Annotated in this window: 23 protein-coding genes and 1 riboswitch; of the genes, 4 read left to right on the top strand and 19 right to left on the bottom strand. The window is 44.0% G+C overall.

What is annotated here, in order from left to right:
• Positions 1 to 90 precede the first annotated feature (90 nt).
• Positions 91 to 582: a hypothetical protein gene (locus ACTQWB_RS15715; protein WP_441502314.1), complete on the top strand. Its 492-nt coding sequence runs from the start codon at positions 91 to 93 to the stop codon at positions 580 to 582.
• 170 nt (positions 583 to 752) lie between these two features.
• On the opposite strand, the gene ACTQWB_RS15710 is transcribed toward ACTQWB_RS15715, so the two are convergent.
• From ACTQWB_RS15710 to prfB, 12 genes are all read right to left on the bottom strand, one after another.
• On the bottom strand, positions 753 to 1,367 hold the full coding sequence (locus ACTQWB_RS15710; RefSeq protein ID WP_441502315.1) for an NUDIX hydrolase: 615 nt from the start codon (positions 1,365 to 1,367) through the stop codon (positions 753 to 755).
• A gap of 69 nt (positions 1,368 to 1,436) precedes the next feature.
• Positions 1,437 to 2,072 carry an ECF transporter S component gene (locus ACTQWB_RS15705; protein ID WP_441502316.1) on the bottom strand — a complete coding sequence of 212 codons (636 nt, stop codon included), beginning with the start codon at positions 2,070 to 2,072 and terminating at the stop codon, positions 1,437 to 1,439.
• Between the two features lie 362 nt (positions 2,073 to 2,434).
• Positions 2,435 to 2,549: riboswitch (FMN riboswitch) on the bottom strand.
• A gap of 142 nt (positions 2,550 to 2,691) precedes the next feature.
• Positions 2,692 to 3,597, bottom strand: a complete 906-nt coding sequence (locus ACTQWB_RS15700) for a mechanosensitive ion channel family protein (protein ID WP_441502317.1) — start codon at positions 3,595 to 3,597, stop codon at positions 2,692 to 2,694.
• 56 nt (positions 3,598 to 3,653) lie between these two features.
• Positions 3,654 to 3,917, bottom strand: a complete 264-nt coding sequence (locus ACTQWB_RS15695; protein ID WP_441502318.1) for a DUF1294 domain-containing protein — start codon at positions 3,915 to 3,917, stop codon at positions 3,654 to 3,656.
• A gap of 49 nt (positions 3,918 to 3,966) precedes the next feature.
• Positions 3,967 to 6,126: a Tex family protein gene (locus tag ACTQWB_RS15690; protein WP_441502319.1), complete on the bottom strand. Its 2,160-nt coding sequence runs from the start codon at positions 6,124 to 6,126 to the stop codon at positions 3,967 to 3,969.
• Between the two features lie 115 nt (positions 6,127 to 6,241).
• Complete coding sequence (locus ACTQWB_RS15685) at positions 6,242 to 7,120, bottom strand: DUF975 family protein (RefSeq protein ID WP_441502320.1); 879 nt, start codon at positions 7,118 to 7,120, stop codon at positions 6,242 to 6,244.
• A gap of 138 nt (positions 7,121 to 7,258) precedes the next feature.
• The gene (locus ACTQWB_RS15680; RefSeq protein ID WP_441502321.1) at positions 7,259 to 8,146 is read right to left on the bottom strand and encodes a DegV family protein; all 888 of its coding nucleotides are present in this window, start codon (positions 8,144 to 8,146) and stop codon (positions 7,259 to 7,261) included.
• A 75-nt stretch (positions 8,147 to 8,221) separates the two neighbouring features.
• A complete protein-coding gene (locus ACTQWB_RS15675) occupies positions 8,222 to 9,472 on the bottom strand; it encodes a hypothetical protein (protein ID WP_441502322.1) in 1,251 nt (416 codons plus the stop codon).
• 141 nt (positions 9,473 to 9,613) lie between these two features.
• Positions 9,614 to 10,822, bottom strand: a complete 1,209-nt coding sequence (locus ACTQWB_RS15670; RefSeq protein WP_441502323.1) for an aspartate kinase — start codon at positions 10,820 to 10,822, stop codon at positions 9,614 to 9,616.
• A 71-nt stretch (positions 10,823 to 10,893) separates the two neighbouring features.
• Positions 10,894 to 12,111, bottom strand: a complete 1,218-nt coding sequence (locus ACTQWB_RS15665) for a homoserine dehydrogenase (RefSeq protein ID WP_441502324.1) — start codon at positions 12,109 to 12,111, stop codon at positions 10,894 to 10,896.
• Between the two features lie 7 nt (positions 12,112 to 12,118).
• Positions 12,119 to 12,571: an ACT domain-containing protein gene (locus tag ACTQWB_RS15660; protein WP_117851203.1), complete on the bottom strand. Its 453-nt coding sequence runs from the start codon at positions 12,569 to 12,571 to the stop codon at positions 12,119 to 12,121.
• Positions 12,572 to 12,577: 6 nt separating this feature from the next.
• Positions 12,578 to 13,700, bottom strand: a protein-coding gene (gene prfB, locus ACTQWB_RS15655; protein WP_441502396.1) for a peptide chain release factor 2 whose coding sequence is annotated in 2 segments (ribosomal slippage) — positions 12,578 to 13,624 and positions 13,626 to 13,700 — 1,122 coding nt in all. Because the reading frame shifts where the segments join, the coding sequence is not laid out codon by codon here.
• Positions 13,701 to 14,025: 325 nt separating this feature from the next.
• Between prfB and ACTQWB_RS15650 the strand changes: the two genes are divergently transcribed.
• On the top strand, positions 14,026 to 14,394 hold the full coding sequence (locus tag ACTQWB_RS15650; RefSeq protein WP_441502325.1) for a NusG domain II-containing protein: 369 nt from the start codon (positions 14,026 to 14,028) through the stop codon (positions 14,392 to 14,394).
• A gap of 4 nt (positions 14,395 to 14,398) precedes the next feature.
• The gene (locus tag ACTQWB_RS15645; protein WP_441502326.1) at positions 14,399 to 14,884 is read left to right on the top strand and encodes a Gx transporter family protein; all 486 of its coding nucleotides are present in this window, start codon (positions 14,399 to 14,401) and stop codon (positions 14,882 to 14,884) included.
• Between the two features lie 126 nt (positions 14,885 to 15,010).
• Here the strand turns inward: ACTQWB_RS15645 and ACTQWB_RS15640 are convergent, their stop codons facing one another.
• From ACTQWB_RS15640 to dapF, 7 genes are all read right to left on the bottom strand, one after another.
• Complete coding sequence (locus tag ACTQWB_RS15640) at positions 15,011 to 16,153, bottom strand: FAD:protein FMN transferase (RefSeq protein ID WP_441502327.1); 1,143 nt, start codon at positions 16,151 to 16,153, stop codon at positions 15,011 to 15,013.
• Positions 16,154 to 16,184: 31 nt separating this feature from the next.
• Positions 16,185 to 17,003, bottom strand: coding sequence for a 4Fe-4S binding protein (locus tag ACTQWB_RS15635; protein ID WP_441502328.1), 819 nt, complete (start codon positions 17,001 to 17,003; stop codon positions 16,185 to 16,187).
• Positions 17,000 to 17,626, bottom strand: coding sequence for an FMN-binding protein (locus ACTQWB_RS15630; RefSeq protein WP_441502329.1), 627 nt, complete (start codon positions 17,624 to 17,626; stop codon positions 17,000 to 17,002). Before ACTQWB_RS15630 ends, ACTQWB_RS15635 begins: the two co-directional genes overlap by 4 nt.
• A 3-nt stretch (positions 17,627 to 17,629) precedes the next feature.
• Positions 17,630 to 19,591: an FMN-binding protein gene (locus ACTQWB_RS15625; protein ID WP_441502330.1), complete on the bottom strand. Its 1,962-nt coding sequence runs from the start codon at positions 19,589 to 19,591 to the stop codon at positions 17,630 to 17,632.
• A 157-nt stretch (positions 19,592 to 19,748) separates the two neighbouring features.
• On the bottom strand, positions 19,749 to 22,463 hold the full coding sequence (locus ACTQWB_RS15620; protein WP_441502331.1) for a penicillin-binding Tp47 domain C-containing protein: 2,715 nt from the start codon (positions 22,461 to 22,463) through the stop codon (positions 19,749 to 19,751).
• A gap of 72 nt (positions 22,464 to 22,535) precedes the next feature.
• Positions 22,536 to 23,501 (bottom strand): hypothetical protein, encoded by a 966-nt coding sequence (locus ACTQWB_RS15615; RefSeq protein WP_441502332.1) that lies wholly within the window; start codon positions 23,499 to 23,501, stop codon positions 22,536 to 22,538.
• A 232-nt stretch (positions 23,502 to 23,733) separates the two neighbouring features.
• The gene (gene dapF, locus ACTQWB_RS15610; protein ID WP_441502333.1) at positions 23,734 to 24,582 is read right to left on the bottom strand and encodes a diaminopimelate epimerase; all 849 of its coding nucleotides are present in this window, start codon (positions 24,580 to 24,582) and stop codon (positions 23,734 to 23,736) included.
• Positions 24,583 to 24,875: 293 nt separating this feature from the next.
• Here dapF and ACTQWB_RS15605 point away from each other — a divergent pair, with 293 nt between their 5' ends.
• Complete coding sequence (locus ACTQWB_RS15605) at positions 24,876 to 25,706, top strand: helix-turn-helix domain-containing protein (RefSeq protein ID WP_441502334.1); 831 nt, start codon at positions 24,876 to 24,878, stop codon at positions 25,704 to 25,706.
• The last annotated feature ends 3 nt before the right edge of the window (positions 25,707 to 25,709 follow it).

The raw sequence follows: 25,709 nt of genomic DNA, 5'->3' as shown, positions 1-25,709 counted from the left end.
TTATTTTTTACAAAACCAGCCCGGAATATGTTATAATGGGAACATCTATTGAATAATCGTTGAAAAAGACATTTACGAGGTGTGATATTTATGAAATACAAAGACGAGTTCCACATAGCGTCTACTGCAATTTTACTTAGCGTGGCCATGGCTGGGATTTCCATTGTGGTTCCCAAGGACAGCCGTGTCCCCACAGCCAAAACTACTTTAACGGAGGCCCCGGAGACAGCCGCTGAAGCAGAAGCTGCACAGCAGGCTGAATTTCCTATTTACAGCCAGGACAGTAACTATGATGATTCTTCTGATTACAGCCAGGATGACTCATCCTATGATAATAGCGATAGTTCCGATACATCGGACAGCGAAGATTCCGAAAGTGACCAGATCACTTATCCAACGGATGACTCATCTGATGGATCTGGCGACGATTCCTCCAATCTTCCTGATTACACAGAAGATCCTTCTGAAGACTATGGACAGGATGATGGTGACAACTCAGATTCCGGAGAGGACAGCTCTGACTCCGGAGAAGATATTTCTGGAGAAGATACTTCTGAAGAAGATATTGAATACTATGAATAGCTGATAATCTTTTATGTAATAGGAGATTCCAACAGAATTTCTTATTACATAAAAAATCCCCAACATAAGGTTTCCTTACAAATGCCAGAATTGCTGCAGAAACCCTACGTTGGGGATTTCATTTTTTATTATTTTTATTGTTTTCTTATTCTTGTTTTTCTCATTCCAGATTATTTTATCTGGTTCAAAAATGCAAAGGGCTCTTTATCCTCCAGAAAATGCATCAGCATATATGCTGTCATAATTGCCACATTCTCTTCCTTCAGGATTCGCTTTACCTCTTCTTTGTCAGCCAGAACTACCTCTATCTCCTCTGTATCCTCCTGAGCCTTGGAACTGATCTCGCCACTGGCATATCCATATACAGTTGCACAGGATTCATCTGTCATTCCCACGGTAGTAAAGTATGGCTTCTGATATGCTTCTGCTACCGGAATAGGCTCCAGCTTCAGCCCTGTCTCTTCATACATCTCCCGGATGGCACCTTCATGGTAATTCTCACCGGGCTCTACAAGTCCAGCTGGAAATTCATAAATATAGTCTCCCAAAGTATAACGATATTGACGGATCAGAACAATTTTGTCATGTTTTTCGCCATAAATGCTGTAAATAATCACACCATCCGGATTATTCTTCCTGGTAACCATTTTCAGGCTGTCCACATCCTTAGCCCGGGAAGCTACGAAATAATTTACCGGTGTATTATGGACGCTGGTAGCTTTTACATTGTAAAGGTTTACATAACGATTATCGGTCTGCTTGGTAATGCTGTTGATTTTTCCCATATTAGGAACCTCTTTTCATCATTCATCACTGTCCACCCGGGGAAATTTCCTCTGCTGACAGCGTGGGTATCAGTCACCGCGGAGAACCACGCGGATTCTCTTATAAATAAAGAACACGATCACTGAAGTCAGTGTGTATTTAAATAAGTTGAATGGTACAAGGATCATAATTGCAAAAGTAAGAAGGTTGGTCACACCGCTGTGTACAGCTGCTCCCATCTCAATAAACGCCTCAATAGGCATTCCAAATGCTTTCCCATATGCAGGAAGCAGGACAAATGCATTCACAAAGCATGCAAGAACCGTAGTAAGAACAACACCTGCTGCCATACCTGCTACTGCGTGCGCTCTTGTCTTCTTATGCTGGTAACGGTAAATAAGACCTGCCGGAACTACATAGGAACAGCCGAAAAGAAAGTTTGCAATATCTCCTACGCCTGCTGTCACCGTACCCTTGGTTACCAGATGTACCAGAATCTTCACCAGCTCGATCAGCATACCTGCTACCGGCCCCATCGCAAAAGAACCGATCAGTGCCGGAATCTCTGAAAAATCCAGCTGATAAAATGATGGTGCAAGAAATGGAAGCGGTATCTCAAAATTCATCAAAACACCTGCTACTGCTCCAAGCATTGCCACCTGGGCAATGGTTCTGGTACGGCTTCTTTCCATTACGTTTCCATTTCTGATTACTTGTTCGCTCATACTCATCGCTCCTTAAATTATAATATTGTAACTGTTCAGAGCCAAGCGGATTTATGTACAAAAGTGTGAATCATGCTTGCATGAATGAACACTTTTGTACATAAATCCATTTGGCGGATACGCCACACCGACGAAATGCAAAGCATTTTGGAGGTTGGCTCTGAACAGTTACATAATATTTAAAGAAAATTTCTGCAAGTATGTGATTAAATGACCTGTACATTTCTCTCATCGAAATATTGTTTCTCAAAACAACATCATTTTCAAAATGTAGCAAAGTACTTTCAACCACAAAAAGCCCCGGAATCTCTTCCGGGGCAGTGAGCACGTACAAATAACTATCAACTTATCTGATTATTCTGCGCGTTCTTCTCTCATCCAGACTGTACTGTCGGTTTTGGAATCTCACCAAATCAGCCGCCAAAGCGGGTCGCGGACTATACCGCCGGTAGGGAATTTCGAAATCCGAAAATGAAGGTTCAACGCTTTCTATATCAAAAACGCGTTTCCCTCAAGGACTTGATCACCCTGCCCCGAAGAAATTTTCTTTGTTCATGGTGGATTATACTATATATAAATGCACATTTCAATAGGTTTTTGGTAAATATAGAATTTATATTCATTCTATTCTTTTTTCCACCACATGTACATCCATCTGGGGATAGGGAATGGAAATTCCATTTGCATCAAAGGCTTCTTTAATCTTCTCATTCAGACGCCATTTCGTGTTCCAGTACTTATCTGTTGGAACCCACACACGAAGTCCCATGATTACCGCGCTGTCAGCCAGTTCATCCACAAATACCAGCATATCCTTATTGGACTTTGTGCCTGGATCTTCCTGCAGAATATGCTGCAAAAGCTTCTTGGCTTTTTTGATATCCGAATCATAGGAAATTCCTACTTTAATTTCCAGGTTCCGCAGATTGCGGGCAGTTACATTAATGATCGTACTGTTGGACAATTTTCCATTTGGAATGATCACATGTTTATTGTCAATGGTGATCAGTGTGGTGTAAAACATCTCGATTTTATAAACTGTCCCTTCTGTACCACCACTTTGATCCTGAATGATGTAATCTCCAATCTGAAATGGTTTGAACAGAAGTAACATCACTCCGCCAGCCAGATTCTCCAGGCCACCCTGCAGGGCAAGACCGATGGTTACACCGGCGGTTCCAAGAAGAGCCGCTACCGAGGATTCTTTTACCCCGAAATTAGTAGCAATATTAAAAATCAATATGAGATAAAGCAGGAATTTACCAAAGGAGCAGATAAACTGGGCCACACCCTTGTCGATTCCGGTTTTTTCCATGGATTTTCTGGCTACCTTAAGAAACCATTTGATCAGCTTCGTTCCCACGTAGAACGCAACTATAGAAAGAACGACTTTCATCCCGAAACTGATCAGATCTGGAATATGACCATTAAAGTAAGTTTTAATCTGATCCCAGTTGGAGCTTACTTTATTCACTGTATCCTGCACAGTTTCCTGAACTGCGTTTTCTATTACCTGTCCTTCCAAATTCTCATCTCCTGTTTTCCACAGACACACTCTTATTTTCTGAGGTTATCCACCATCTACTGCACCACTCTCCACAGTATTAACTGTGCAGCCAGTATCAGCGGCACCCCGATACGGAATTTCCACTTCCTGGTCTTGTGATGGAAAAACTGCATTCCAAGAAGCGCTCCGGCAGAACCGCCAATGGCAGCTACCGCCAGAAGCTGGGCTTCCGGGATACGCCACTGCTTCCTGATTGCTTTTTGCTTATCTATGCCGTACATCCCGAAAGCGACTATGTTTATTATGATAAGATATATGATAATTACATTTTGAATCATAGATTTACCAACTCATTCTACAAACATTGAATCTGTAACATAATATTTTTTATTTATTCAATCCCTTCATGGAAAGGCTGATACGGTTCTTCTTCTCATCAACTCCGAGAACACGTACTTCCACGATATCACCAACACTTACAGCCTCCAGCGGATGCTTAATAAATTTCTCACTCATCTGGGAAATGTGAACAAGTCCATCCTGGTGAACTCCGATATCAACGAAAGCTCCGAAATCAATTACGTTGCGGACAGTTCCCTTCAGGATCATGCCCTCTTTCAGATCCTTGATATCCAGTACGTCCGTACGAAGAATCGGTTTCGGCATTTCGTCACGCGGGTCACGGGCCGGTTTCTCAAGCTCTTTTACAATGTCGCGAAGGGTAATCTCACCGATTTCCAGCTCTGCTGCAGTCTTCTTGTAATCCTTAATCTGTCTGGAAAGTCCTGCAAGCTTACCTCCTTCAATATCCTCAGCTGAATATCCCAGCTTCTCAAGAAGCTTGGAAGCTGCCTCGTAGCTCTCCGGATGAACGCTTGTAGCATCAAGAGGATTAGAACCGCCTGTAATACGCATGAAACCTGCGCACTGCTCGAAAGCCTTCGGTCCAAGCTTGGCAACCTTGAGAAGATCTTTTCGGCTTGTGAAACGACCATTTTCCTCACGATAAATTACAATATTTTTCGCAATTGCCTTGGAAACACCGGAAATATACTCAAGAAGGGAGGCGGAAGCAGTATTTAAATCTACGCCGACTTTATTTACAGAATCCTCTACCACACCAGTCAGTGCCTCACCCAGTTTCTTCTGGTTCATGTCATGCTGGTACTGACCTACACCGATGGATTTCGGGTCAATCTTAACAAGCTCTGCCAGAGGATCCTGCACACGTCTTGCAATAGATGTGGCACTTCTCTGTCCTACATCAAAATTAGGGAATTCCTCTGTTGCAAGTTTACTTGCGGAATATACAGAAGCACCTGCCTCATTGGTGATAACATACTGTACTTTTGCTTCCGGAATCTCTTTCAGCATATCTACAATAACCTGCTCAGATTCTCTGGAAGCTGTACCATTTCCCACAGAGATCAGGGAAATACCATACTTTTTGATCATAGCTTCCACCGTATCCTTGGCAGCACGGATCTTCTTCTCATTGGTTGGTGCAGTTGGGTAAACAACAGTTGTATCCAGCACCTTTCCGGTAGGATCTACAACAGCCAGCTTACAGCCGGTACGGAAAGCCGGATCCCAGCCGAGGACAGTCTGTCCTGCGATTGGAGGCTGCATAAGAAGCTGCTCCAGGTTTTTGCCAAAGACTTTAATCGCACCGTCTTCTGCCTTCTCAGTCAGATCACTTCTGATCTCACGCTCAATAGCCGGCGCAATAAGACGCTTATAGCTGTCCTCTGTTACCTCTTTCAAAATTGGTGTAGTAAACGGATTCTCACGAGTGATCACCTGTTTCTCCAGATAACGGATAATATCCTCCTCTGGTGCTGCGACCTTGATTGTCAGGAATTTCTCCTTCTCACCACGGTTCAATGCCAGTACACGGTGACCAGCAAGCTTCTTAACCGGCTCTTCAAACTCATAATACATCTCATAAACAGACTGTGCCTCCGGATCCTTTGCCACAGAACTGATCGTTCCTTTCTTTGCAGTAAGGTCACGGATGTGAATTCGGTAATCTGCCTCATCAGAGATATGCTCTGCAATAATATCCTTTGCCCCGGCAATGGCATCTGCCACGGAAGCAACCTCTTTTTCCTCAGAAACAAAGGCTTCTGCTTCTTCCTCGATAGACTTGTTTGTCATCTGGAGCATAATGATATTTGCCAGCGGCTCCAGTCCTTTTTCCTTGGCAATGGTAGCACGGGTACGTCTCTTCGGACGGTATGGACGGTAAAGATCCTCTACCACTACCAGTGTCTGTGCAGCCAGAATCTGTGCCTTCAATTCTTCTGTCAGCTTGCCCTGATCCTCAATGCTGGAAAGCACCTGATTCTTCTTGTCCTCCAGATTGCGAAGGTAGGTCAGTCTCTCATTTAAGTTACGAAGCTGCTCGTCGTTTAAAGTTCCGGTAGCTTCTTTTCTGTATCGTGAAATAAAGGGAATGGTGTTTCCCTTATCAATCAATTTAACGGCAGCTTCAACCTGCCATTTTTCCACCCCAAGTTCCTGGGTGATTACCTGTAAAATATCCATTTTTTCATTCTCCTCTTGTTGCTTGTATTTCTGTATGAACATTCTTAGTCACAGAATCAATCAATAATTGATAATTCTTTCGAAATTTCCTACATGCTGTAGTATTCCAGATATTCTATGCCTCTGAATTATAATCATCATTTCTGTCATTTCTGTAACCATCACTATTTTCTGCATTATATCTGCTTCCGAAATTTGTCTCTTCGTTAAATCCATTTCCGTCTGCATTATAATAACTACCCGCGGTGAATCCGTCGCCTGGCAGTCTGTGATCCAGTTCTCCGTTCAGATCCCGGTAAAATGCCACCATGGACATTTCCATATACGGCATGATCCAGAAAAGTGCAATATAAAACGTAAACACTGATAAAAATAAAACTGGGATAAAACTAAGGTTCAGCTTGATGTATCTCCACATATTTCCTTTCATCAGTACAGCACTCTCCTTCAAAGCCTGTATTCCTCCAAGCATTGGATCATCTGCCATAAGGAAATAAGTCATGGCGAATGGAATGGAGATCAGGAAATTCAATACCGTACTTACTGCCAACAATACCATTGTAGTGGATAACCACTGGATCTGTGATTCCACAGTAAGTCCCGGATCGGTTGTATAGCTCACATAATAATAAGGAATTGCAGTGATCACCTGAATCAGCGCCAGCACAAACCCTGCAATGATCACTCTGTCTGGCTGATTCCGGAAAAAGTATCCCAGGTCTGACAGGGAAAATTCTTTTCCCCTGGAAATATTCAGCATCATGTAGCCCATTCCAGCCGAAACAATTCCCACGATCAGAGATACGATCAGCATAAAGATTTCGCTAAGTGCAAGATCCAGGGCAGATGTTCCGGAAAACAGATTCGTGGAAAGAACTGTTCCCAACAGATTTAATCCATATACCGCCAGAAGCCCAAGGATCACCGTGCCATAATGCCCCTGCAATGCGGTTTTCGCCTGTCTTTTTATCTCTTTCGTTGTTCTTTTTTTCATAATCATCATTCTCCCTTGCAGTGAAACAGCAGGCCGGGACTTTACTGCATCCCGGCCATCTTGCTTTCCACTACGCAAAAGCATTTCCATTAAAAGTTCTTTTATCCAAACTATCCCAAAGGCTTTCTGCAAGCTATGCTATGCAGTCCGTTTACTTCCCCAGAAAAACAGCGCTACCGTACCAGGACCAGTATGGCTTCCAATGGTGGTTCCAATGTTGTTGATCTCAACCTTACCATTCAGCTTCGGGAAACGCTCTTCCACCATCCTTGCCACTTCTCTGGCATCCTCTATGCAGGCAGACTGGGAAATATAACATTTTCCAGAATAATCAAGTCCACCCTCTGCGTACTCTTCCATTTTATCCACAATTGCACGGATTACTTTCTTCTTGGTGCGGATCTTATATCTTGGAATCAGTTTTCCCTGATCATCCATATTTAAAAGCGGGCAGATATTCAACATAGTACCGAAAAAGCCGCTGGCCTTGGAAATGCGGCCGCCTCTGATATAAAACGTAAGATCTGTGGAAAAGAACCAGTGGTGCACATTCAGCCTGTGTTCCTTGGCCCATGCAAAAACCTCTTCTATAGATTTGCCCTCATCTCTGAGGTCTGCCAGGCGGTCCATGAAAAGTCCATATCCGGAAGACGCTCCAAGAGAATCCACAACCAGGATCTTCCGGTCCGGATATTTTTCCTCCAGCTCTTCCTTTGCAATATTGGCAGAATTGACAACACCGGAAATCCCGGAAGACAGACATACATGAAGCACATCCTTGCCTTCTTTCAGAAACCCTTCAAAATATGCTTCAAATTCCTCTGCGTTTACCTGTGAGGTCTTCGTCATAGCTCCATCCTGCATGGCTTTGTAAAACTGGTCAAAGGGCATAGACTGCCCCAGATCATCTGCATATTCTTTTCCATCCAGTTCATAATGAAAGCAGATATAGGAAATATTTCTCTTCTCAAAATGTTCTTTTGTAAGATCTGCTGTAGAACAGCAGCTGATCACATAGTCGCCCATATTTCCCCTCCTGTTACTCTTAAATTCCTGATTAGATTACCGGAATCTGCCTTTTTGAAAATGCTCCGGTAATACTTATTCTGGTAAAATTTCATTCAAGTATTCAACACTTGCCACGGTATCCGGATCTTCGTCCTTGTTGAACCAGAACTGGGCACGGTTATCGATTTTTGTATCTGCTGTTTTGTAGATATTCAGATAATCCCCATCCTCTGCATATTCATAGCCTTTCGCCTCTGCTGCAGCGATCAGATCTGCCTTTTTCGCACCCAGGGTATAACCACCTGAAAGCTTCAGGGTAAGTGCCTCACTGTCGTAAGAACCAATCTCCAGATCACGTACAAAGCAGTTCTCAATGGAAGTTGCGTTCTGTGTAAAGTTATATACGCTGAAGTGTACACTCTGGTTATTCTTCATCATATCTACAAATTCCAGATCCCGGCCAGCAACATAAGCATCGTCTGCAACATCCTGAAGCTCCCAGCCGTTTGCCAGAAATGCTGATACAGGTGCCGGAAGTGAATACAGATCACCACAATACTCAACCTGTGGTGCCAGTATATCATCACTCAGCTCAGTTGGAGCAGTATAGGAAGATACGATTTCCGGAACCTCATCACTTACGCTTCCCTTGTCAAATCCCTCTGGTTCAACATAGTTGCGCAGATCTATTTCCTTCAGGGTATTGTCATCTTTATATACACTCAGACGGATTTCCTCATAATAGTCCTTGGAATAAGTATACTGGGTATACAGATCACCCTCGTATGTGTCACTTGGATCCCCGTATGCAGCTTTAATATCTTCCAGTGAGGATTTTCCCATTATGATTCCACCTGGCAGTTCCACAGGTGTGGAGCCTGCATCAAAATCGTAATTTGCATTAATATCAATACCTGCTACCAGACATTGATTCACAGGTACTTCATTAATTCCAAGATTTATAACATCTACAGAAATCCGGTCATCCCCTTTATAGAAGCTGATCGAGCCATAAGAATTGGTACTGACTCCCATTTCCGGATCCTCATTTTTGCCAAGGGTCCAGTCCTGCGCTGCAAACTCTTCATAATACATTGGGAACTGGTAGACCTTATCCCCGATCTTAATCTGAAAGTCATAGAGATTATCTGACAGCTCAGTGGCAGATGCCTGGTCTGTACCTGTTTCTTCACTGGCTGCTTCCGTTTCGCTGGCTTCTGCGTCTTCACCAACAGCCTCCGCTGCTTCTGTCGTCTCTGTGTCCTGTGCCTCGGCATAGCTCATTACCGGTGCCGCACACAGACACATTGCTGTAAAAAACACTCCCAATACCTTTCTTTTCATACAGAAATTCCTCCTTAGTATGTTTATACTTATCATTCATGACTTTTCCAGAAAAGCTGACACCCCTATCAGCTTCATTTATGAAGATAACCTTCTACATACATAATCCTGGAATCAGCCAAAACAATACATACATTACGGTCAGTCGGCAAGCCCGAATGCGTCATGTACCGCGTTCATGGCTTTGATTCCGTCTTTTTCATTGATCAGTACTGTAATACGGATCTCGGATGTGGAAATCATATTGATGTTTACTCCTTCATTGTAAAGGCTCTCAAACATCTTCGCTGCCACACCTGGATTGCTGAGCATACCGGAACCTACAATAGAAAGCTTGGCGATATTACGCTCAGAATGAAGCTCCTTAAAGCCAAGGCGCTCCTGATTTTCTTCCAGGGCTGCCACAGCGTCCTCCAGATCATCCTTATTTACCGTAAATGAGATATCCTTTGTTCCTGCCCGTCCAATGGACTGCAGGATCACATCTACATTAATATTTTTCTTTGCAAGGGTATCAAATACCTTAAACGCAACTCCTGGAACATCCTTAAGTCCAAGCACTGCGATCCTTACCGCATCTGTATCCAGCGCAACTCCGCTGATCAGCATTCTTTCCACGCTAACAACCTCCTTAACTACCGTTCCTTCACTGTTATTCAGGCTGGAGCGAACCACAAGAGGTACTCCATATTTCTTCGCCATTTCCACAGAACGGTTGTGAAGTACGCCCGCTCCTGATGTAGCCAGATCCAGCATCTCATCATATGTGATCTCTTTCAGCTTTCTGGCATTTGGAACTTTACGGGGATCGGCTGTATAAACGCCGTCCACATCTGTATAAATCTCACAGGCATCTGCATGAAGTGCTGCCGCCAGTGCTACTGCAGTCGTATCCGAACCGCCCCTGCCCAGAGTGGTATAATCATCATACTTATCAACCCCCTGGAATCCGGTAACGATCACGATCCTGCGTGCATCCAGCTCACGGCGGATACGCTCTGTATCGATTCTTTTTAATCTTGCATTCTGATGGCTGCTTGTGGTGTGCATAGTCACCTGAAAGGCATTCAGGGAAACAGCCGGGACTCCCAGCTTATGCATCACCATTGCCATCAGGGATACGGACATCTGCTCGCCAATGGTAAGCAGCATATCCATCTCACGCTTCGGTGGCTTATCGTCCATATCATGAGCCATACTGATCAGCTCATCTGTATACTTTCCCATGGCAGACAAAACAACTACCACGTCGTTTCCTTTTTTATATTCTTCGATACAGCGGTTGGCAACATTATACATCCTCTGCTTGTCGCCAACAGAAGTACCGCCGAATTTCTTAACTATCAGCATAGTTTATCCTTTCACGCTGTCAGTTTCCGTTATTTTATTCTATTATCTGCCGGTGCAGATGTTTCTTTGGTTCAGTCTTTTACACGGATCATGCCAAGCACATTTTCTCCGAGAGCTTTCACACGCTCTTTGTACTCGCCCTGTGTCATCTTTGGAGTTACGAAACCAAACTCCTCTGGAAGGGAATCCAGCTCGATCACTGTATCAACCTTGCCAAATGCTTTATCCACTTCGTCAAGGGAGGTATCCTTCACACGGACAAAGAAACGTCCCTCTACAGAATCCGGATCCATAAGAGTCATTTCTTCATTGCTCCAATTGGTAGCAATAGTGTCATGAAGATGACCAGCTGCCTCAACAACATCAGCAACGACCGCACTTGCAGTAGGAAGCTTACCAGCTCCGCTTCCATAGAACATAGCGTCTCCAAGCATATTTCCATGAACGAAAATACTGTTAAATACACCGTTTACACTGTAAAGCGGATTCTCCTGTCCTACAAGAAATGGCGCTACAAGTGCATAGAAAGAATCTTCTCCTAAACGTCTGCTTGTACCAAGAAGCTTGATGCTTCTGCCCATTTCCCTTGCGTATTCCATGTCCTCAGGTGTGATCTTTGTGATCCCTTCTGTATAGACCTTTTCGAAATCCAGGAATCTGCCATAGGCAAGAGAGGAAAGGATCGCGATCTTACGGCATGCATCCTGTCCTTCCACATCAGCAGTAGGATCCGCTTCTGCATAGCCTTTTTCCTGGGCTTCTTTCAGAACGGTGTTGAAATCTGCACCTTCTGTATTCATCTTATCCAGCATGTAGTTGGTCGTTCCATTTAAGATTCCGGTAACCTCATCAAGCACATCTGCTGTAAGAGAACCATTTATCGCGCGGATAATGGGGATTCCACCGCCGCAGCTTGCCTCGAAAAGGAAATTGATCTCTTTCTCTTTCGCGATTTCCATAAGCTCAGGGCCATACTTGGCAACCAGGGCCTTATTGGAAGTGCACACGCTTTTGCCAGCTTCAAGTGCTCTCTTGGCAAAAGTATAGGCAGCACCGGTTCCACCCATAACTTCCACTACAATATCAATTTCCGGATCATTTACGATCTGCTCAAAATCATGAACAAGGATCTCTTCTACCGGGTCTCCAGGAAATTCCCTGAGGTCCAGAACATATTTGATTCTGATTTCTTCTCCGGCTCTTTTGTTAATGATCTCATGGTTGGTGCGGATGACTTCTACTACACCGCTTCCAACTGTGCCATATCCTAACACTGCAATATTTATCATCTGTCCGTTACTCCCTGCCTAATATTTTTAAATAATGGATTCCTTCCATCTGTTCAATGTCATCCACCATTGCCTCTGCATCCCCCTCTCCCTGAAGGATCTGTACACTTAAGGTAAGAGTGGCAATACCACTAATGGGAATACTCTGATGTATGGTCAGAATATTGCCATGATTCTCTGCAATAGCCCGAAGAACATTCGATAAAATTCCTGGTTCATCGTCCATCTGTATAATGAATGTGATGGTTTTCCCCTTGGCTTCCTCATGGAATGGGAAAATGTCATCTTTATATTTATAGAAAGAACTCCGGCTGATTCCTACGGCATCTGCCGCCTCCTGAACCGTCGCTACACGCTTGGACTCTAAGAGCTTCTTCGCAGCGACCACATTCAGGAGTACTTCTGGCACAGCCCGTTCCCGCACCACAAAATATTTATTCTTATCTGTCGTCTTTGGCATTTAAATTTACTCCGCCGGTTTCTTGGCAAGCGCGATCCATTTCAGATAGGCATTGATGAAAATATCAATACCACCATCCATAACCGCATCAACATTTCCGGTTTCTTCATTGGTACGATGGTCTTTCACCATGGTATATGGCTGCATAACGTAAGAACGGATCTGGTTACCCCAGCCGATATCGGTTACCTCACCACGGATTCCGGAAAGCTTGGCTTCTGCCTCCTGCTGTTTCAGAAGATATAACTTCGCTTTCAGCATCTGCATAGCCTTATCTTTATTCATATGCTGGGAACGCTCATTCTGACACTGTACCACGATTCCTGTAGGGAAATGGGTGATACGGATAGCGGATGAGGTCTTGTTGATATGCTGTCCACCGGCACCGCTGCTTCGATAGGTATCAATACGGATATCCTCGTCATTGATCTCTACATCCAGGTCTTTCTCAATATCCGGCATTACATCGCAGGATACAAAGGAGGTCTGACGTTTTCCGGCCGCGTTAAACGGGGAAATACGCACCAGACGGTGTACACCCTTCTCTGATTTCAGAAGTCCGTATGCATTCTCTCCATTTACCTGGAAGGTAACGGATTTCACACCTGCTTCATCGCCATCCAGATAGTCCAGCACTTCAATGGAAAAGCCCTTGCGGTCAGCCCAGCGTGTGTACATACGATACAGCATGCTGCACCAGTCACAGGCTTCTGTACCACCGGCTCCTGCATTCAGCTTGATAATGGCGTTCTCACTGTCATACTCTCCTGAGAGAAGAGTCTTCACGCGGATGCTGTCAAACTGAGCCTGGAATTCATCCAGCATTTCCTGGATTTCCTCGATCATGGACGGATCATTTTCCTCATAGCTCATCTCGATCAGGGTCTCCATATCTTCCATCTGTGTCACCAGATTCTGATAGGTTTCCATGTCGTCCTTCATGCTCTTTAATTCTTTCATTTTCTTCTGGGATACTTCTGCATTGTCCCAGAAGTCTGGCGCTTCCATTTCGCGCTCTAATTCTTCAACCCGCTTCTCCTTGTTAGCCAGGTCAAAGTGAATCCCTCACTTCCACTAATGGTTCTGTGTATGTTGCAAGAATGCTCTTGAACTGGTCTAATTCAACCATAGCTTCACCTTCTTTCTTATATTTCTCCAACAATGCCGCCTTTTAGAGGATGGTTAAAAGCCCCCGGACGACACACAGACTTTCAAACTATACAATAGCATATTTAGGGGCAAATTACAATAAAAAGCCGCCAGTGGACTCTATTGCAATTTTTTCTCAAATATGGGTTTTACAATTACTTGAAAAATCCCTTTATTTCTTTTATCATTAAGGAATGTTCCTTTCATGATCCGTAACGCCCAAGTATAACAAAATTAGACATGTTATCTTAGAGAGACTATTTCTGAATTGCTTTTTGGAATTTAGCAAAAATGAGGTATTTTATTTGAAAAAGAAAGAATTTATATTTATTAGTGCACTTCTGGCATTTTCAATACTGCTTTGTCTGTATGTTTATGTAGTTCCCCATGGCAAATACGGTTCTATCCATATCACGGTAAATGGAGAACTTTATGGTACTTATTCCCTTGGAAAAGACCAGGTAATCCAGATTGGTGATACAAATGTCTGCGAGATCAAAAATGGGGAAGTAAAAATGACAGAAGCCGACTGCCCGGATCATCTTTGCATGAAACAGCCTGCAGTTGGCAGTTCAGGCGGTTACATTGTATGCCTGCCGAACAAAGTGGTAATTCAAGGAGAGGGCGGTTCAGATTCCCAGGATTCTTCTGGCGGATTTGACGCAGTGGTGTAATGTGATGAATCAGAAAAAAACAGCATATCTTGGGCTGTTCGCAGCCATTGCCATTATTTTCGGCTATGTAGAATCCCTGATTCCTTTTTTTGCCGGAATTCCCGGTATGAAGCTTGGCCTTGCCAATCTTGCCGTACTTTTTGTCCTGGAAAAATACACCTGGAAGGAAGCAGCCCTGGTTTCCCTGGTGAGGATCCTCATCATTGGATTTATGTTTGGAAATGGTTCCAGCATTATGTACAGTCTGGCAGGCGCTACCCTTAGTCTGATGGTAATGGTATTCGTAAAGAATAAGATTGGCTTCGGACATCTGGGCGTCAGCGTTGCCGGCGGTGTTTCCCATAATATCGGACAGCTTCTGGTGGCGGTTCCTGCCACCCATACAGTTGGATTGTTATATTATTATGCACCGGCGCTGATGGTGTCCGGAGTGGTCACGGGACTGCTGATCGGAGTATTGACAAGGGAAGTTCTTAAAAGAATCCCCTAACTACGCCGACCGGACTCCTGCTTATGTCGAAAAAAATCCTCCAGGCAGTAATTTTTACTGTTCCCTGGAGGATTTTTTCTGTTTCCGCATTAATAGATAGCTTCTTACTTATAGATAACTTCTTTTTTATTTTATTTCCAGTCCGCTTACTTCGTATCCATCTTTCATCAATTCAAACTGATCCATCATTCCGTCTGTCACATACACATTTTTGTCCTCATCCACAAATACGGCTTCTGCCCCATATTTTTCCAATAAGGGACCAGCCTTTTCCATGCCAAGAACAAAGCAGGCTGTAGAAAGTCCATCTGCCAGATATCCCTGGTCGCAAACGATTGTCACAGAAGTCAGCCCATTCCATACCGGATAACCGGTTTCTGGATCCAGAATGTGGTGGTAACGCTTTCCATCTTCCATAAAATATTTCTCATAATCACCGGAAGTAGAAAGGAACTGTCCGTCTTCCAGAGTGATCACCCCAAGATAATCTCCTTCTGTATCCCTGGGATCTGTAAGAGCAATCTTCCAGGCGCTACCGTCGGGCTTTTGCCCATAGGTTAATACGCTGCTGCCCCCAAGATTCAGGATCATACCGGAAACCTCCGGCTGGGTTTTCAGGTAGTCCACGATCAGGTCACAGCCCATTCCCTTTCCCACCGCCCCAAGATCCAGGGTACAGCCATCCAGAAGCGTCACCTTGTTTCCATCCAGCTGGATTTTTTCATAGCCAACGGCCGGAAGGAGCTGGTCAAGCTCAGATTGCTCCGGTATGTGGGCATTTTCGCCGCCAATATCCCACAGGCGGATAATTTTCCCAAGAGTGGGGGCAAATGCCCCATCCGAATCCTCCGACAGCTGACGGATTTTCCCAAGATCTGCTGCAAGCTCGTCGGAAACCTCTACGGTTTTACCATCTGCCGCATTTAACCGGGAAATCTGGGAGCCTTCATCTGTCCATGACAAAAGGCTTGTCTCCATTTCCCGCAGCTTTTCTCCAATCTGTGTGTTAATATCTTCCCCAGAAGTATATAAGGTTTCTGAAACCACCGTATCCATTGCAAAATCTGTGTTTGTGTATTTTTCAACGTCATCCGCATACGCAACTGTAGTTGTCTTTACGGATGAAACTGCTAATAATGATGCGCCCGCCACACCTGCAAGCATTGCCTTACCAGCAATGCCTCTAAATGCTGGTTTTCCTGCCTGGTGCAATTTTAGTGTATTCTTTTTTTTGTGTTCCCCTGGAACCAGTTCTTTTCTTTTACTCATTTTCCATTCTTTCTACTATGGCATTGTTCTGCTATGTCATTTTTCTACTATATCTTTTTTTCTTTCCGTCTTGCTCATCCTGTCTTTCAAGAATTCCGATCCTTATATTTTTCTTCGGACAGATTCCCTGGCATGCATGACAGCAGATACATTCTCCTGAAAAGGGAGTATCACCGTCAATGTCAAGATGAGCCGGGCATCTTTTTTTGCATGCACCGCACTTCGCCGGACAAATACTTCTGTCACGATTAAATAATGCAGACGGTACTATAGGCATTATAGCAAAAACTGCTCCCATTGGACAGAGAAACTGACAGAAAAATCGTTCCTGGGTACACATCCCGATCATAATCAGAATCAGTAAAATAATCCCAATTTTGTATGCTGCTCCTGGTATCCTTCCTGCTGTCAGCATGGAAAACACATCCCATGGGCTCATTCCCTGAAGCCTGCCATACCAGCCTGTCAGAATGGAACCAAGCAGGATCAGAAGCCAGATATACTTCACCTTCTGGAGAACCCGGACCGTCTTTTCAGAATAGCCGTGACGCCCCTTTTTATGGAACAGCTTCTGTCTGATAAATACTGTCAGCTCATACAAGGCATCTCCCAGCGACCCAAAGGCACAGGCATATCCGCAGAAATGCCTGCCAAATAAACAGGTAAAAACAAGCAGCACTGCAGTCACATCCAGAAAGGAATTCCATGTAATAGCTTCATGAGCCGCAATTGCCTGGAAAATAGATTTCACCCCTGCAAATGCTGTTGAAAATAATGCAGGTGCAAAGATGAAAAACAGAAGCTGTATCACGGCGCGGAGCAACCGGATTTTTCTCTGTCTTTTTTTCATGGATTTTCCGCCTTTCCAAGTGCATCATTTACAGCATTGATGATACCTGTAGAACTAAAGGTAGCTCCGGAAATGGTATCTACATCTGTGCTTTGTGCCGCCAGGATCGTGCTGATCACCCCTTGTCCCTGGGCAAGATATGCAGAATCTTCCCCCGGTGCACTTACTACCTGAATATCTGTTATGGTATCATTCTCAAGAGTAACCTGAACCTGGATATTCCCTCCAAATCCCTGGCCATCTCCTGTGTAGGTTCCATTTTTGTAGGCAAGATCAGCATCTTCCTCTGTTTCTTCTGAAGAATCATTCCTTGTGCCATCGGTATCTTCTTCCGTTTCGTCATTTCCATTCCCGTTATCATTATTCTCTTTATCTGTGCTATCCTTCTTTTTCTCTTCTTCCGCCTTTTTCTTCGCTTCTTCCTGGGCTTTTGCCGCTTCCTCTATTGCACTTAAGATTTCATCCTGCTGCTTTTCCAGAGCTTCCACTTTCGTAGTCAGACTGGCCAGCTGCTGGTCTTTTTGGGTATCGCTGTCTTTTTTTTGCATGGAATTATATCCCAGGACAGCGCCTATGATCAGAATAAGACATAAAACTCTCATAATAAAACTCTGGTATTTCATGGGTTAAGCTCCTTTTGCCTGATTTAATGCGTTTTTGAATGCCTGGATAATTCCCTTGGAGGAATAGGTGCAGCCAGATACGGTATCTACACCATCTGCAGACTGATTTCCCAGCACCTGTCCAAGGATTCCATTCCAGGCATCTTCTACATAATCCTCGTCATCATAGGAGGTATATGTGGCGCTTGCGATCTGACCTCCCGCTATGGTCACGGTAACCTGTACGCTGTCAGGTCCGTCATTGCCTTCCCCGATACCAGTGTAGGTGCCATCTTTATACACGCCTGCCGGAACAGGTTCTGGCGCTTCTGTTGGTTCCGGAGTTCTTGTGGGCTGCGGGGCTTCGGTCGGCTGCGGCACACTGGTTGGCTGTGGGACATCTGTTGGCTTCGGTGCGTTTGTTGGCTGCGGGGCTTCGGTTGGCTGTGGCGCACTGGTTGGCTGCGGCGTATTCGTCGGCTGTGGCGTATCCGTCGGTTTCGGGGTGCCCGTCGGTTGTGGTGCGCTTGTGGGCTGTGGCGTTACAGATGGCTTCTCTTCTGTATTTCTCGCCTGCTCCAATGCAGCTTTCGTGGCGTCCAGAATACCAGTGGAAGAAAATGTGGCTCCGCTGACCGTATCAATTCCTTCTGCACTTTGTTTTTCCAGGATCTGAGGCTGTATTTTTCTCCATGCTTTATTAAAAAAGCTTCTTGTGTCAGAATTGGTATTTGCAATTTCTGTAATTTTGCCGTCTTCCACTGTCAGACTTATGTTAACCATTCCGGAATATCCATAGGCCGACGCAGAATAGGTACCATCCTTCCATGTTTTTACCTGTGATGGATAATCTGACGGAACATCCGGATTCTCATTGCCAGAATCATCTGCCGGAGCATCTGGGGACGCAGTTGGCTGCGGTGCTTCGGTTGGCTGCACAGTGACAGGAATCTGTGTAGGTACAGGCGTGATTTCCCCTTTTTCCCCAGCTGTGGAATCTGCATTTGCCTGGGAAAGAGCCTGGGAAAGGGCTCCTAGAATTCCGTTGGAGGAAAAAGTAGCTCCACTGACCGTATCTACACCGGACAGACTTTGTCTGGCAAGCACATCTGCCTTGATCGTACTCCATGCCTTATTGAAAAATTCCGGCGTATCGGTATTGGTATTGGTTATTTTCTTAATTTTTCCTTTTTTAATGGTAACCTGTACAGTTACAATGCCATCAAAGCCTTCTGCCTGTCCTTCAAAAACACCATCTTTATAGTTTACAGTTGTATCCTGCTTAGGCTTTTTGGATGGCTTGGGCGTCGGTGTAGGTGTGGTTTTTTTGCCACCAGCAGCTTTTCCAAGAGCGTTTTGTACGGCCTGGATGATTCCATTAGAAGAATATGTCGCGCCACTGATTGCATCCACATTGGGTGACTGGCTGGAAAGAATCCTGCTGATCACTCCTGTTGCGGAAGACAGATAAGACCCCGTTTCGCCAGAGGCACTTAAAATATCTATTGCAGTGATTTTTCCTCCAGATACCGTCACCTGAACCGTGATCGTACCCCCGAAACCAGTTCCACTTCCCTGATAAGTTCCATCTTTATAGCCATCCTCTGGTACTTCTGTGGTGGGTGTGGTAGTAGTCCCCTGCCCTTGTCCGGACGCTTCGGCTGATTTTACAGGCAAAATCTTTGAAGCACCTTTTTGTATGCCTCCCTTTTTTAACGTTGTTTTCGAATTCTTTTCATCCGTTGAAGACGATTTATTCTTTCCACTTTCTGTTTCATCCTCATCTTCATCGGAATAAGCGGTCTTCATCCAGCTTCCCAGTTCCTGGGAGTTTACAATCGTTTTTTCTTCCGTAGCTGTCTGGGGCTTTACCCCCATAATCTGAGTTCCTGCTGCTGCCACTGCTGCGATCACCACCGCAGCCGGAGCAAGCTTCACCAGATTTTTTTTATCAAAAGGACTTTTATTGTTGTCTGTGTTTTTCATGCTGTCTCCTGTTATTTTTCTTCTGCCGGATCATCCAGCTGCTTTTCCTGTTATTTACAAAAGCCGCAATTTCCTTATACAAGCAAAAGCAGGGGCTGTAAAAAAACGGCCCCCGTTTCTGCTTGTTTTCTATTTCCTGTTTTGTGTTTCTTCCTTTTTATTTTACTTTCACTTTGAACTTTTTGGATACTCCATTGCAGGTAACTGTGATGGTTGCAGTTCCTTTCTTTTTGCCCTTTACAACACCCTTTGCAGTAACAGTTGCTACTTTTTTATTGCTGGTTTTATAAGTTACTTTTCCAGATGGTGTGGCTGTTGCCTTGATGGTTACTGTCTTGCCCTTTTTGATAGTTGCGGAAGACTTCGCCAGCTTCAGAGCCGGATTCTTAACCTGGATGGTAACCTTCGTGCTGTATTTTCCAACTTTTACAGTAATGGTTGTTTTTCCTGCTTTTTTAGCAGTTACAACACCTTTGGAAGAAACCGTTGCAACCTTTTTGTTGCTGGAAGTATATTTCACAGTTCCACTGATCGCATTTTTGGTTGCTGTGATCTTCGTAGTCTTTAAGCCCTTTGTATAGATAACTGCATTGCCGGCTTTTGCTGTAACACCTGCCTGAACAACAGTCACATTAACCTTTACAGAAAGCTTTCCGGCAGTTACGGTAATGGTTGTGGTTCCTGCTTTCTTTGCAGTTACTTTACCATTTGCATCTACTGTTGCCACTGTAGGATCGCTGCTGGTAAATTTAGCTGCTTCTGTGATTCCGCTCTTTGTGACACTGATCACAGTTGTGCTGCCTGTTGTTCCACCAGCATAAATTGTAGAAGCCTGTGCTTTCGCTGTAAGAACCGGTGCAGGAGTTGGGGTTGGCTTTACAACCTCTTTTACAGTAACCTTGCTGGAAGCGCTCTTTCCGCCAAGAGTTGCAGTAATCGTAGCGGTACCTGCTTTTACAGCTGCCACTTTACCGTTTGCATCTACTGTTGCAACTTTTGCGTCACTGCTTGTCCAGGTAACGGTGCCTGTCAGGTTCGTAGTTACCTTTAATGTTGTAGTTGTGTTTTTGTCTGTATCTAATGCTGATGTTTCTGCACTTAAACTAAACTGGGCTTTCACAAGAGTATCCAGAGCTTCTCTTAAATGACCGATCTGCTCTTCCACACCATAAGTGGTCTGCTCTTTGATGTTGGCAAGCATATCCTCGCATTCTTCCAGCTCATTTGCAATGCTGTCCTTGGCTGCTGCCCAGCTCTCTGGTGTATAATCTGCTTCATTTAATGCTTTTGCTTCTGCGATGATATTTTCCAATGGAGTGGAATCTGCATCTCCGGCAGGTTTTGCAATATTTTCCTCTGTTGCCTGGAATCTTACTGTATAATCTGCATATCCAAGGCCATATACGGTTAATGTCCAGTAACCAGTTCCATCATAACCTTCCGGAAGCTCACATCTTAAGGAATCGCTAAGTCCCAGCTGGATTCCCTGTGCTTTATGCATCCAGTTATCTGCTGCAAATTTTGTTCCATAAGACTGAAGCGGGGTGCTGTAGCTGCTGTCGTTTCCGTAGTAAGTCCATTTAACAGCCTGCATTGCAGCTCCAAGTCCGCCGTAGTTTCCAGTAAGGTCAACCCGGAGGAATTCTCCATAGGAACCATTTCCTGGTTTTACAGTAGCTGTGATTCCATCTGCTGTCTTCTGTGCCGCATCTTTCAGTCCAGAGTCAGAACCGTTTGCCCTTGCACTGAAGGTAAATGTTCCGTCTTCTGATTTTACTGCTGTTTTTAAGCCGTTGGTGTTTCCGTTTACTGCTGCAACTGCGCTGTAAGAAGCCAAATTACCTTCTCCATATCCACCAAATAACGTTCCGCCATTTTCAACTACTGTATAAGTATCTTTGAAAGCAGTATAATCAGCTCTCTTCACTTTTACCGGAACATATTTAAGTCCAGTCACTACATAATGGTCGATTGTTTCCCCATTCACGGTACCTCTTCCGAAAGCAACTGTGCTTCCATCTGTGAGGATCATAGTCGCCTGGTCTTTCCATCCTGCCAGCTTATAGGAATTTCCAGCTGTTGTATAAACAGTTGCAATTGTCTGGAAGCTTCCTCTGTGAAGTCCATGGTTGGATGTAGCTCTTGTAACCGTATCAAATGCTCCAAGGTCTTTTTCTCCATGTCTGTCGATCAGATCTGAGGAAGCACTGCTGCCTGCGTTGAGAACATTTTCAGCAGCCCAGTACTGTGCCCAGGTAAGACCTGCATATACATATACACTTTCGCTGTAGGTAAAGGTTACATTTTCGTAGCCAGTTGCATACACAGTAACAGTATCGCCTTCTGCTACAGGTGCATTTGAAAAATCAAGTGTACCATCTTCTTTGACAACTGTTACCGCGCCTCTTCCTGTTGCAGCGTACTCTTTATCTCCGATCTTTACTTTGGAGATGGCCTTAACGTATACCTCAAACTGCTCTGCTGTAATATCTTTTGCTGCAGCCAGCTTGATTTCATATTCGTTATATACTGCAGGCTTAACATCTGTTTTAGCTTCAAATGTTGTGCTTATAGGAGCATATTTTCCATTTGCATCTGAAATAACAACTTCATGCTGTCCCATTGCAAGATCTGCAATTTTTACAGTGTCATTTTCAGCCTCAGCTTTCACACCGTCTACCGTGTACACTTTACTGAAATCAGCCGGAAGCTCTGCGGAAAATTCAACCTTGAGTGCAGTATCAGAGGTTTTTACGTCTGCTGCTGTTGCTGTTACTCCGGTAATTACCGGTACATAGGTATCTTCAACATCAAAATTGATAATTCCTTTACTTGTATAATAAGTCACGCTGGAAATTGTTTTTCCCATCATGGATACATAATGTGCAGAGCTTACCGGGCCGCCATGAACGGTTGTTGTAAATCCCGTACTCCATGCCAGATGTCAGCCTCTCCAGATATTTTCCAGATGACGGAGGGCATATGTTGTTCCATCTGTAGTATTGATCACAGCGCCATAAATCTGGTCTGTGGAGGTATTTATGATGCTGCTTAATGCATCATCATTCAGATCAAGCTCATAGTCTCCATACGTGGTGTCTGTTGTAAAGGTGGAAGCAATAGATACGGTCTGCGTATTCATTCTCTGTATTGGCCCGAATGAAAAGTTTCCGTTTTCATCTACAGTCAGTTCTTTGTAATAAGAAGGTTCTTCCGTTAATGGATAGTAAGAATAATCTTCACTTTCAATCAGGGCATCTTTTCCGGTAAAAGTATTGGAGCTTGTCTGACCTCTGTTTGTAACTGTAATCGTCACGGAAGAATCATCCGTAATCTGCTTCAGATTTGCCAGAACAGACGGATCACTGATCTTTACCGGGAATGTCACACCTGCAAGATTGGTACCTTGGGCATCTGTATGATAAGCTGCATTTCCATTCATCATTCCTGCTGTTCTTGATTTATTCAGAGTAGCAGATGTAAATGCATCAACTTTTACATTATTATTGTTAAGCTGGGATCTGTAGAATGCTTCATAAGGAATATTCATCAGCACATATTCAATGCCTTCCACAGACTGAGCCTCCGACTGTGTTTCTGGCTCTGTTTCCCCGTCAGAAAAAAGCTCTGCATCAGAATCAGAAGTAAATTCCTCCTCAGTCTCCCCAGACTCAAATCCACTTCCTTCCTCTGCAGCTTCAAATCCGTTTTCAGCTTCTTCATAGCTGTCACTGTCATCAGTGCTCTCTTCGTATATGTCAGTAGCTTCCTCCTGGGTATATGCCTCTACAATGGCAGTTTCACCAGATGTAAAATCTTCTGCCATTACGCCAACCGGTGCGCTGGTCATTGCCACAACCACACTCATGATAATTGGAGCAATTTTCCTAAATAACTTTTTGTCAGTCATTTCGTTCCTCCTTTAACTTATGTTAGTTTTTACTAACCGTTGTTTATTTTACAAAATTGTGTTAGAAATGTCTACCCATTTTTCTTCTTAACATTGTACATTTTTTATCAATAAGAGGATGCTAAAATTCCGAAATCCGATATAAAAAGAACCCAGATACAGAAGTCTTCTTACTTCCATACCCAGGTTCTATATTCAGAAATCCATTATATTTTAAACAAATCATTTTCTTTTATGAAAAAAAGCTCTCTGCTACGCTTACATCTGCAATATATCCAACTGTCCCGGTCATAAAAATGGTTCCGTCCTCTTCGATGTCCACCTGAATCATGCCTCCAGGCTGGTTTACGTTAATCCGGTTTTCCATCAGACCTCTTCTGTAGGCTGCGATAGCCGCTGCGCAGCTGCCTGTTCCGGAAGCTTTCGTATATCCAGAACCCCGTTCCCAGATTTCAATCTCCAGATTTCCTTTGTCGATCTGACGGCAGATCTGCAGATTTACCCGTTCCGGAAAATCGTCCGCGTTTTCCACATAAGGTCCCAGCGCTTTCACTTTTTCCGGGGAGATCTGATCCATGAAAATAATGCAGTGTGGATTCCCAATCGTAAGACAGGTTGCCTTGTATTCTTTCTCATGGAATGTAAACGGCTCATTGACTACTTCCCGGATTTCGCCTGTTACCGGAATTTCCCTGGAGAGAAAAGATGCCTTTCCCATATTTACCCGAAATTCTGTAGCTCTGGCATTCAGACATTCGACTTCAATGGTTCCGGATAAAGTTTCAATGGCAAATTTCTTTTCTTTCACGTATTCATTATCCAGCAGATATTTTGCAAAAATACACACGCCATTTCCACTGATTGCAGCTTCGCTTCCGTCTGAATTAAAAATGCGCATTCCCATTTTTCCATTGATTTCTACCGGTCCATATAACACACCATCTGCCCCAAGACCAAATCCACGCTGGCAAAGAAGTGCTATTTTTTTGCCTTGCAGCTGCAACTGGTTTTTATTTGCATCCAGAACCAGATAATCATTTCCTAAGCCCTGATATTTCGTCATGATAATGCTATCTCTCATTTTCCCTTTTCCTTTCCAGCCTGATTTCTATTCTCGTTTTATTTCCAGAAGCGTTTCTTTTATATATAGTATATCGTTTATTTTTCCAATGTATATAGAAGAACTTGCTGATAATATTGCAAAAAATGCACTTTTTAACTTGTAAATAATGCACAGAGCGCATACAATGCTATTAAGAATAAAAGCTGTTTGGCTCTTGCCGGGGCAGTAATCGTGAATTCACCAGACTTACATGGTAGATTCATGTACAAAAGACTTTCTGTGATCTATAGCGCCAAAGAAAGGAAATAAAAATGGAATATTTCAACGAACCTACCGAAAAAACAGGTTATCTTGACCAGGAATTCCGGCTTTTTCATATCAAGGACCAGACCAGACAGGAATTTTCTTATCATTACCACGATTTTCACAAGATTATTATCTTTCTCTCTGGAAAGGCAGCTTACCATATTGAGGGGAAATCCTATTACCTGAAGCCCTGGGATATCCTGCTTGTAAACCGTCACGCCATCCACAAACCTGAAATTGATTTTTCCCTTCCCTATGAGCGTTTTGTATTATGGATCCGTGATGACATCGCATCCGTTGAACTGCTGCGCTGCTTCCAGAAAGCAGTTGACCGGAGCTTTAACCTGATCCGCCTGGATTCCGGAACACAGGAAAAACTAAAACAGCTGCTTTATGAACTGGAAGCCGCTTTAAAGGATCGGCAATTTGGAAGTGAACTTCTTGGGAACGCCCTGTTCACCCAGTTTATGGTTTACATAAACCGTATTTTTCTGGAAAAGCAGTATATTTTTGACACACATTCCTATAGCTGTGACTCCCAGATTGAAGAGCTTCTCCGCTATATCAACCATAATCTTGCAGAGGATCTGTCCATTGAGACCCTTGCCAGAAAGTACTATCTCAGTAAGTATCATATGATGAGAAAATTTAAAGAAGAGACAGGATACACCCTTCACAACTACATTGTAAATAAGCGGCTGCTTCTGGCCCGGACAAAAATCAGCGAGGGCATGCCCGTATTAAAAGCGGCGCAGGTCAGCGGTTTCGCAGACTACACCACATTTTCCCGCGCCTATAAGAAACAATTCGGCGCTCCACCAAGCCAGATGCTATAAATA

Source organism: Blautia sp. HCP3S3_H10_2 (genome assembly GCF_052122375.1).
Lineage (GTDB): Bacteria > Bacillota > Clostridia > Lachnospirales > Lachnospiraceae > Blautia_A.
This window is presented reverse-complemented; position numbering and strand designations above follow the sequence as displayed.

Coding starts and splice junctions, on each gene's coding strand:
- ACTQWB_RS15605 (WP_441502334.1), top strand. CDS start 24,876: ATGGAATATTTCAACGAACCTACCGAAAAAACAGGTTATCTTGACCAG.
- ACTQWB_RS15640 (WP_441502327.1), bottom strand. CDS start 16,153: ATGAGTAAAAGAAAAGAACTGGTTCCAGGGGAACACAAAAAAAAGAAT.
- ACTQWB_RS15705 (WP_441502316.1), bottom strand. CDS start 2,072: ATGAGCGAACAAGTAATCAGAAATGGAAACGTAATGGAAAGAAGCCGT.
- ACTQWB_RS15715 (WP_441502314.1), top strand. CDS start 91: ATGAAATACAAAGACGAGTTCCACATAGCGTCTACTGCAATTTTACTT.
- ACTQWB_RS15625 (WP_441502330.1), bottom strand. CDS start 19,591: ATGAAAAACACAGACAACAATAAAAGTCCTTTTGATAAAAAAAATCTG.
- ACTQWB_RS15710 (WP_441502315.1), bottom strand. CDS start 1,367: ATGGGAAAAATCAACAGCATTACCAAGCAGACCGATAATCGTTATGTA.
- ACTQWB_RS15630 (WP_441502329.1), bottom strand. CDS start 17,626: ATGAAATACCAGAGTTTTATTATGAGAGTTTTATGTCTTATTCTGATC.
- dapF (WP_441502333.1), bottom strand. CDS start 24,582: ATGAGAGATAGCATTATCATGACGAAATATCAGGGCTTAGGAAATGAT.
- ACTQWB_RS15620 (WP_441502331.1), bottom strand. CDS start 22,463: ATGATGGGAAAAACAATTTCCAGCGTGACTTATTATACAAGTAAAGGA.
- ACTQWB_RS15695 (WP_441502318.1), bottom strand. CDS start 3,917: ATGATTCAAAATGTAATTATCATATATCTTATCATAATAAACATAGTC.
- ACTQWB_RS15615 (WP_441502332.1), bottom strand. CDS start 23,501: ATGACTGACAAAAAGTTATTTAGGAAAATTGCTCCAATTATCATGAGT.
- ACTQWB_RS15685 (WP_441502320.1), bottom strand. CDS start 7,120: ATGAAAAAAAGAACAACGAAAGAGATAAAAAGACAGGCGAAAACCGCA.
- ACTQWB_RS15645 (WP_441502326.1), top strand. CDS start 14,399: ATGAATCAGAAAAAAACAGCATATCTTGGGCTGTTCGCAGCCATTGCC.
- ACTQWB_RS15680 (WP_441502321.1), bottom strand. CDS start 8,146: ATGGGCGACTATGTGATCAGCTGCTGTTCTACAGCAGATCTTACAAAA.
- ACTQWB_RS15665 (WP_441502324.1), bottom strand. CDS start 12,111: ATGATAAATATTGCAGTGTTAGGATATGGCACAGTTGGAAGCGGTGTA.
- ACTQWB_RS15660 (WP_117851203.1), bottom strand. CDS start 12,571: ATGCCAAAGACGACAGATAAGAATAAATATTTTGTGGTGCGGGAACGG.
- ACTQWB_RS15670 (WP_441502323.1), bottom strand. CDS start 10,822: ATGCTGATAGTTAAGAAATTCGGCGGTACTTCTGTTGGCGACAAGCAG.
- ACTQWB_RS15635 (WP_441502328.1), bottom strand. CDS start 17,003: ATGAAAAAAAGACAGAGAAAAATCCGGTTGCTCCGCGCCGTGATACAG.
- ACTQWB_RS15690 (WP_441502319.1), bottom strand. CDS start 6,126: ATGGATATTTTACAGGTAATCACCCAGGAACTTGGGGTGGAAAAATGG.
- ACTQWB_RS15675 (WP_441502322.1), bottom strand. CDS start 9,472: ATGAAAAGAAAGGTATTGGGAGTGTTTTTTACAGCAATGTGTCTGTGT.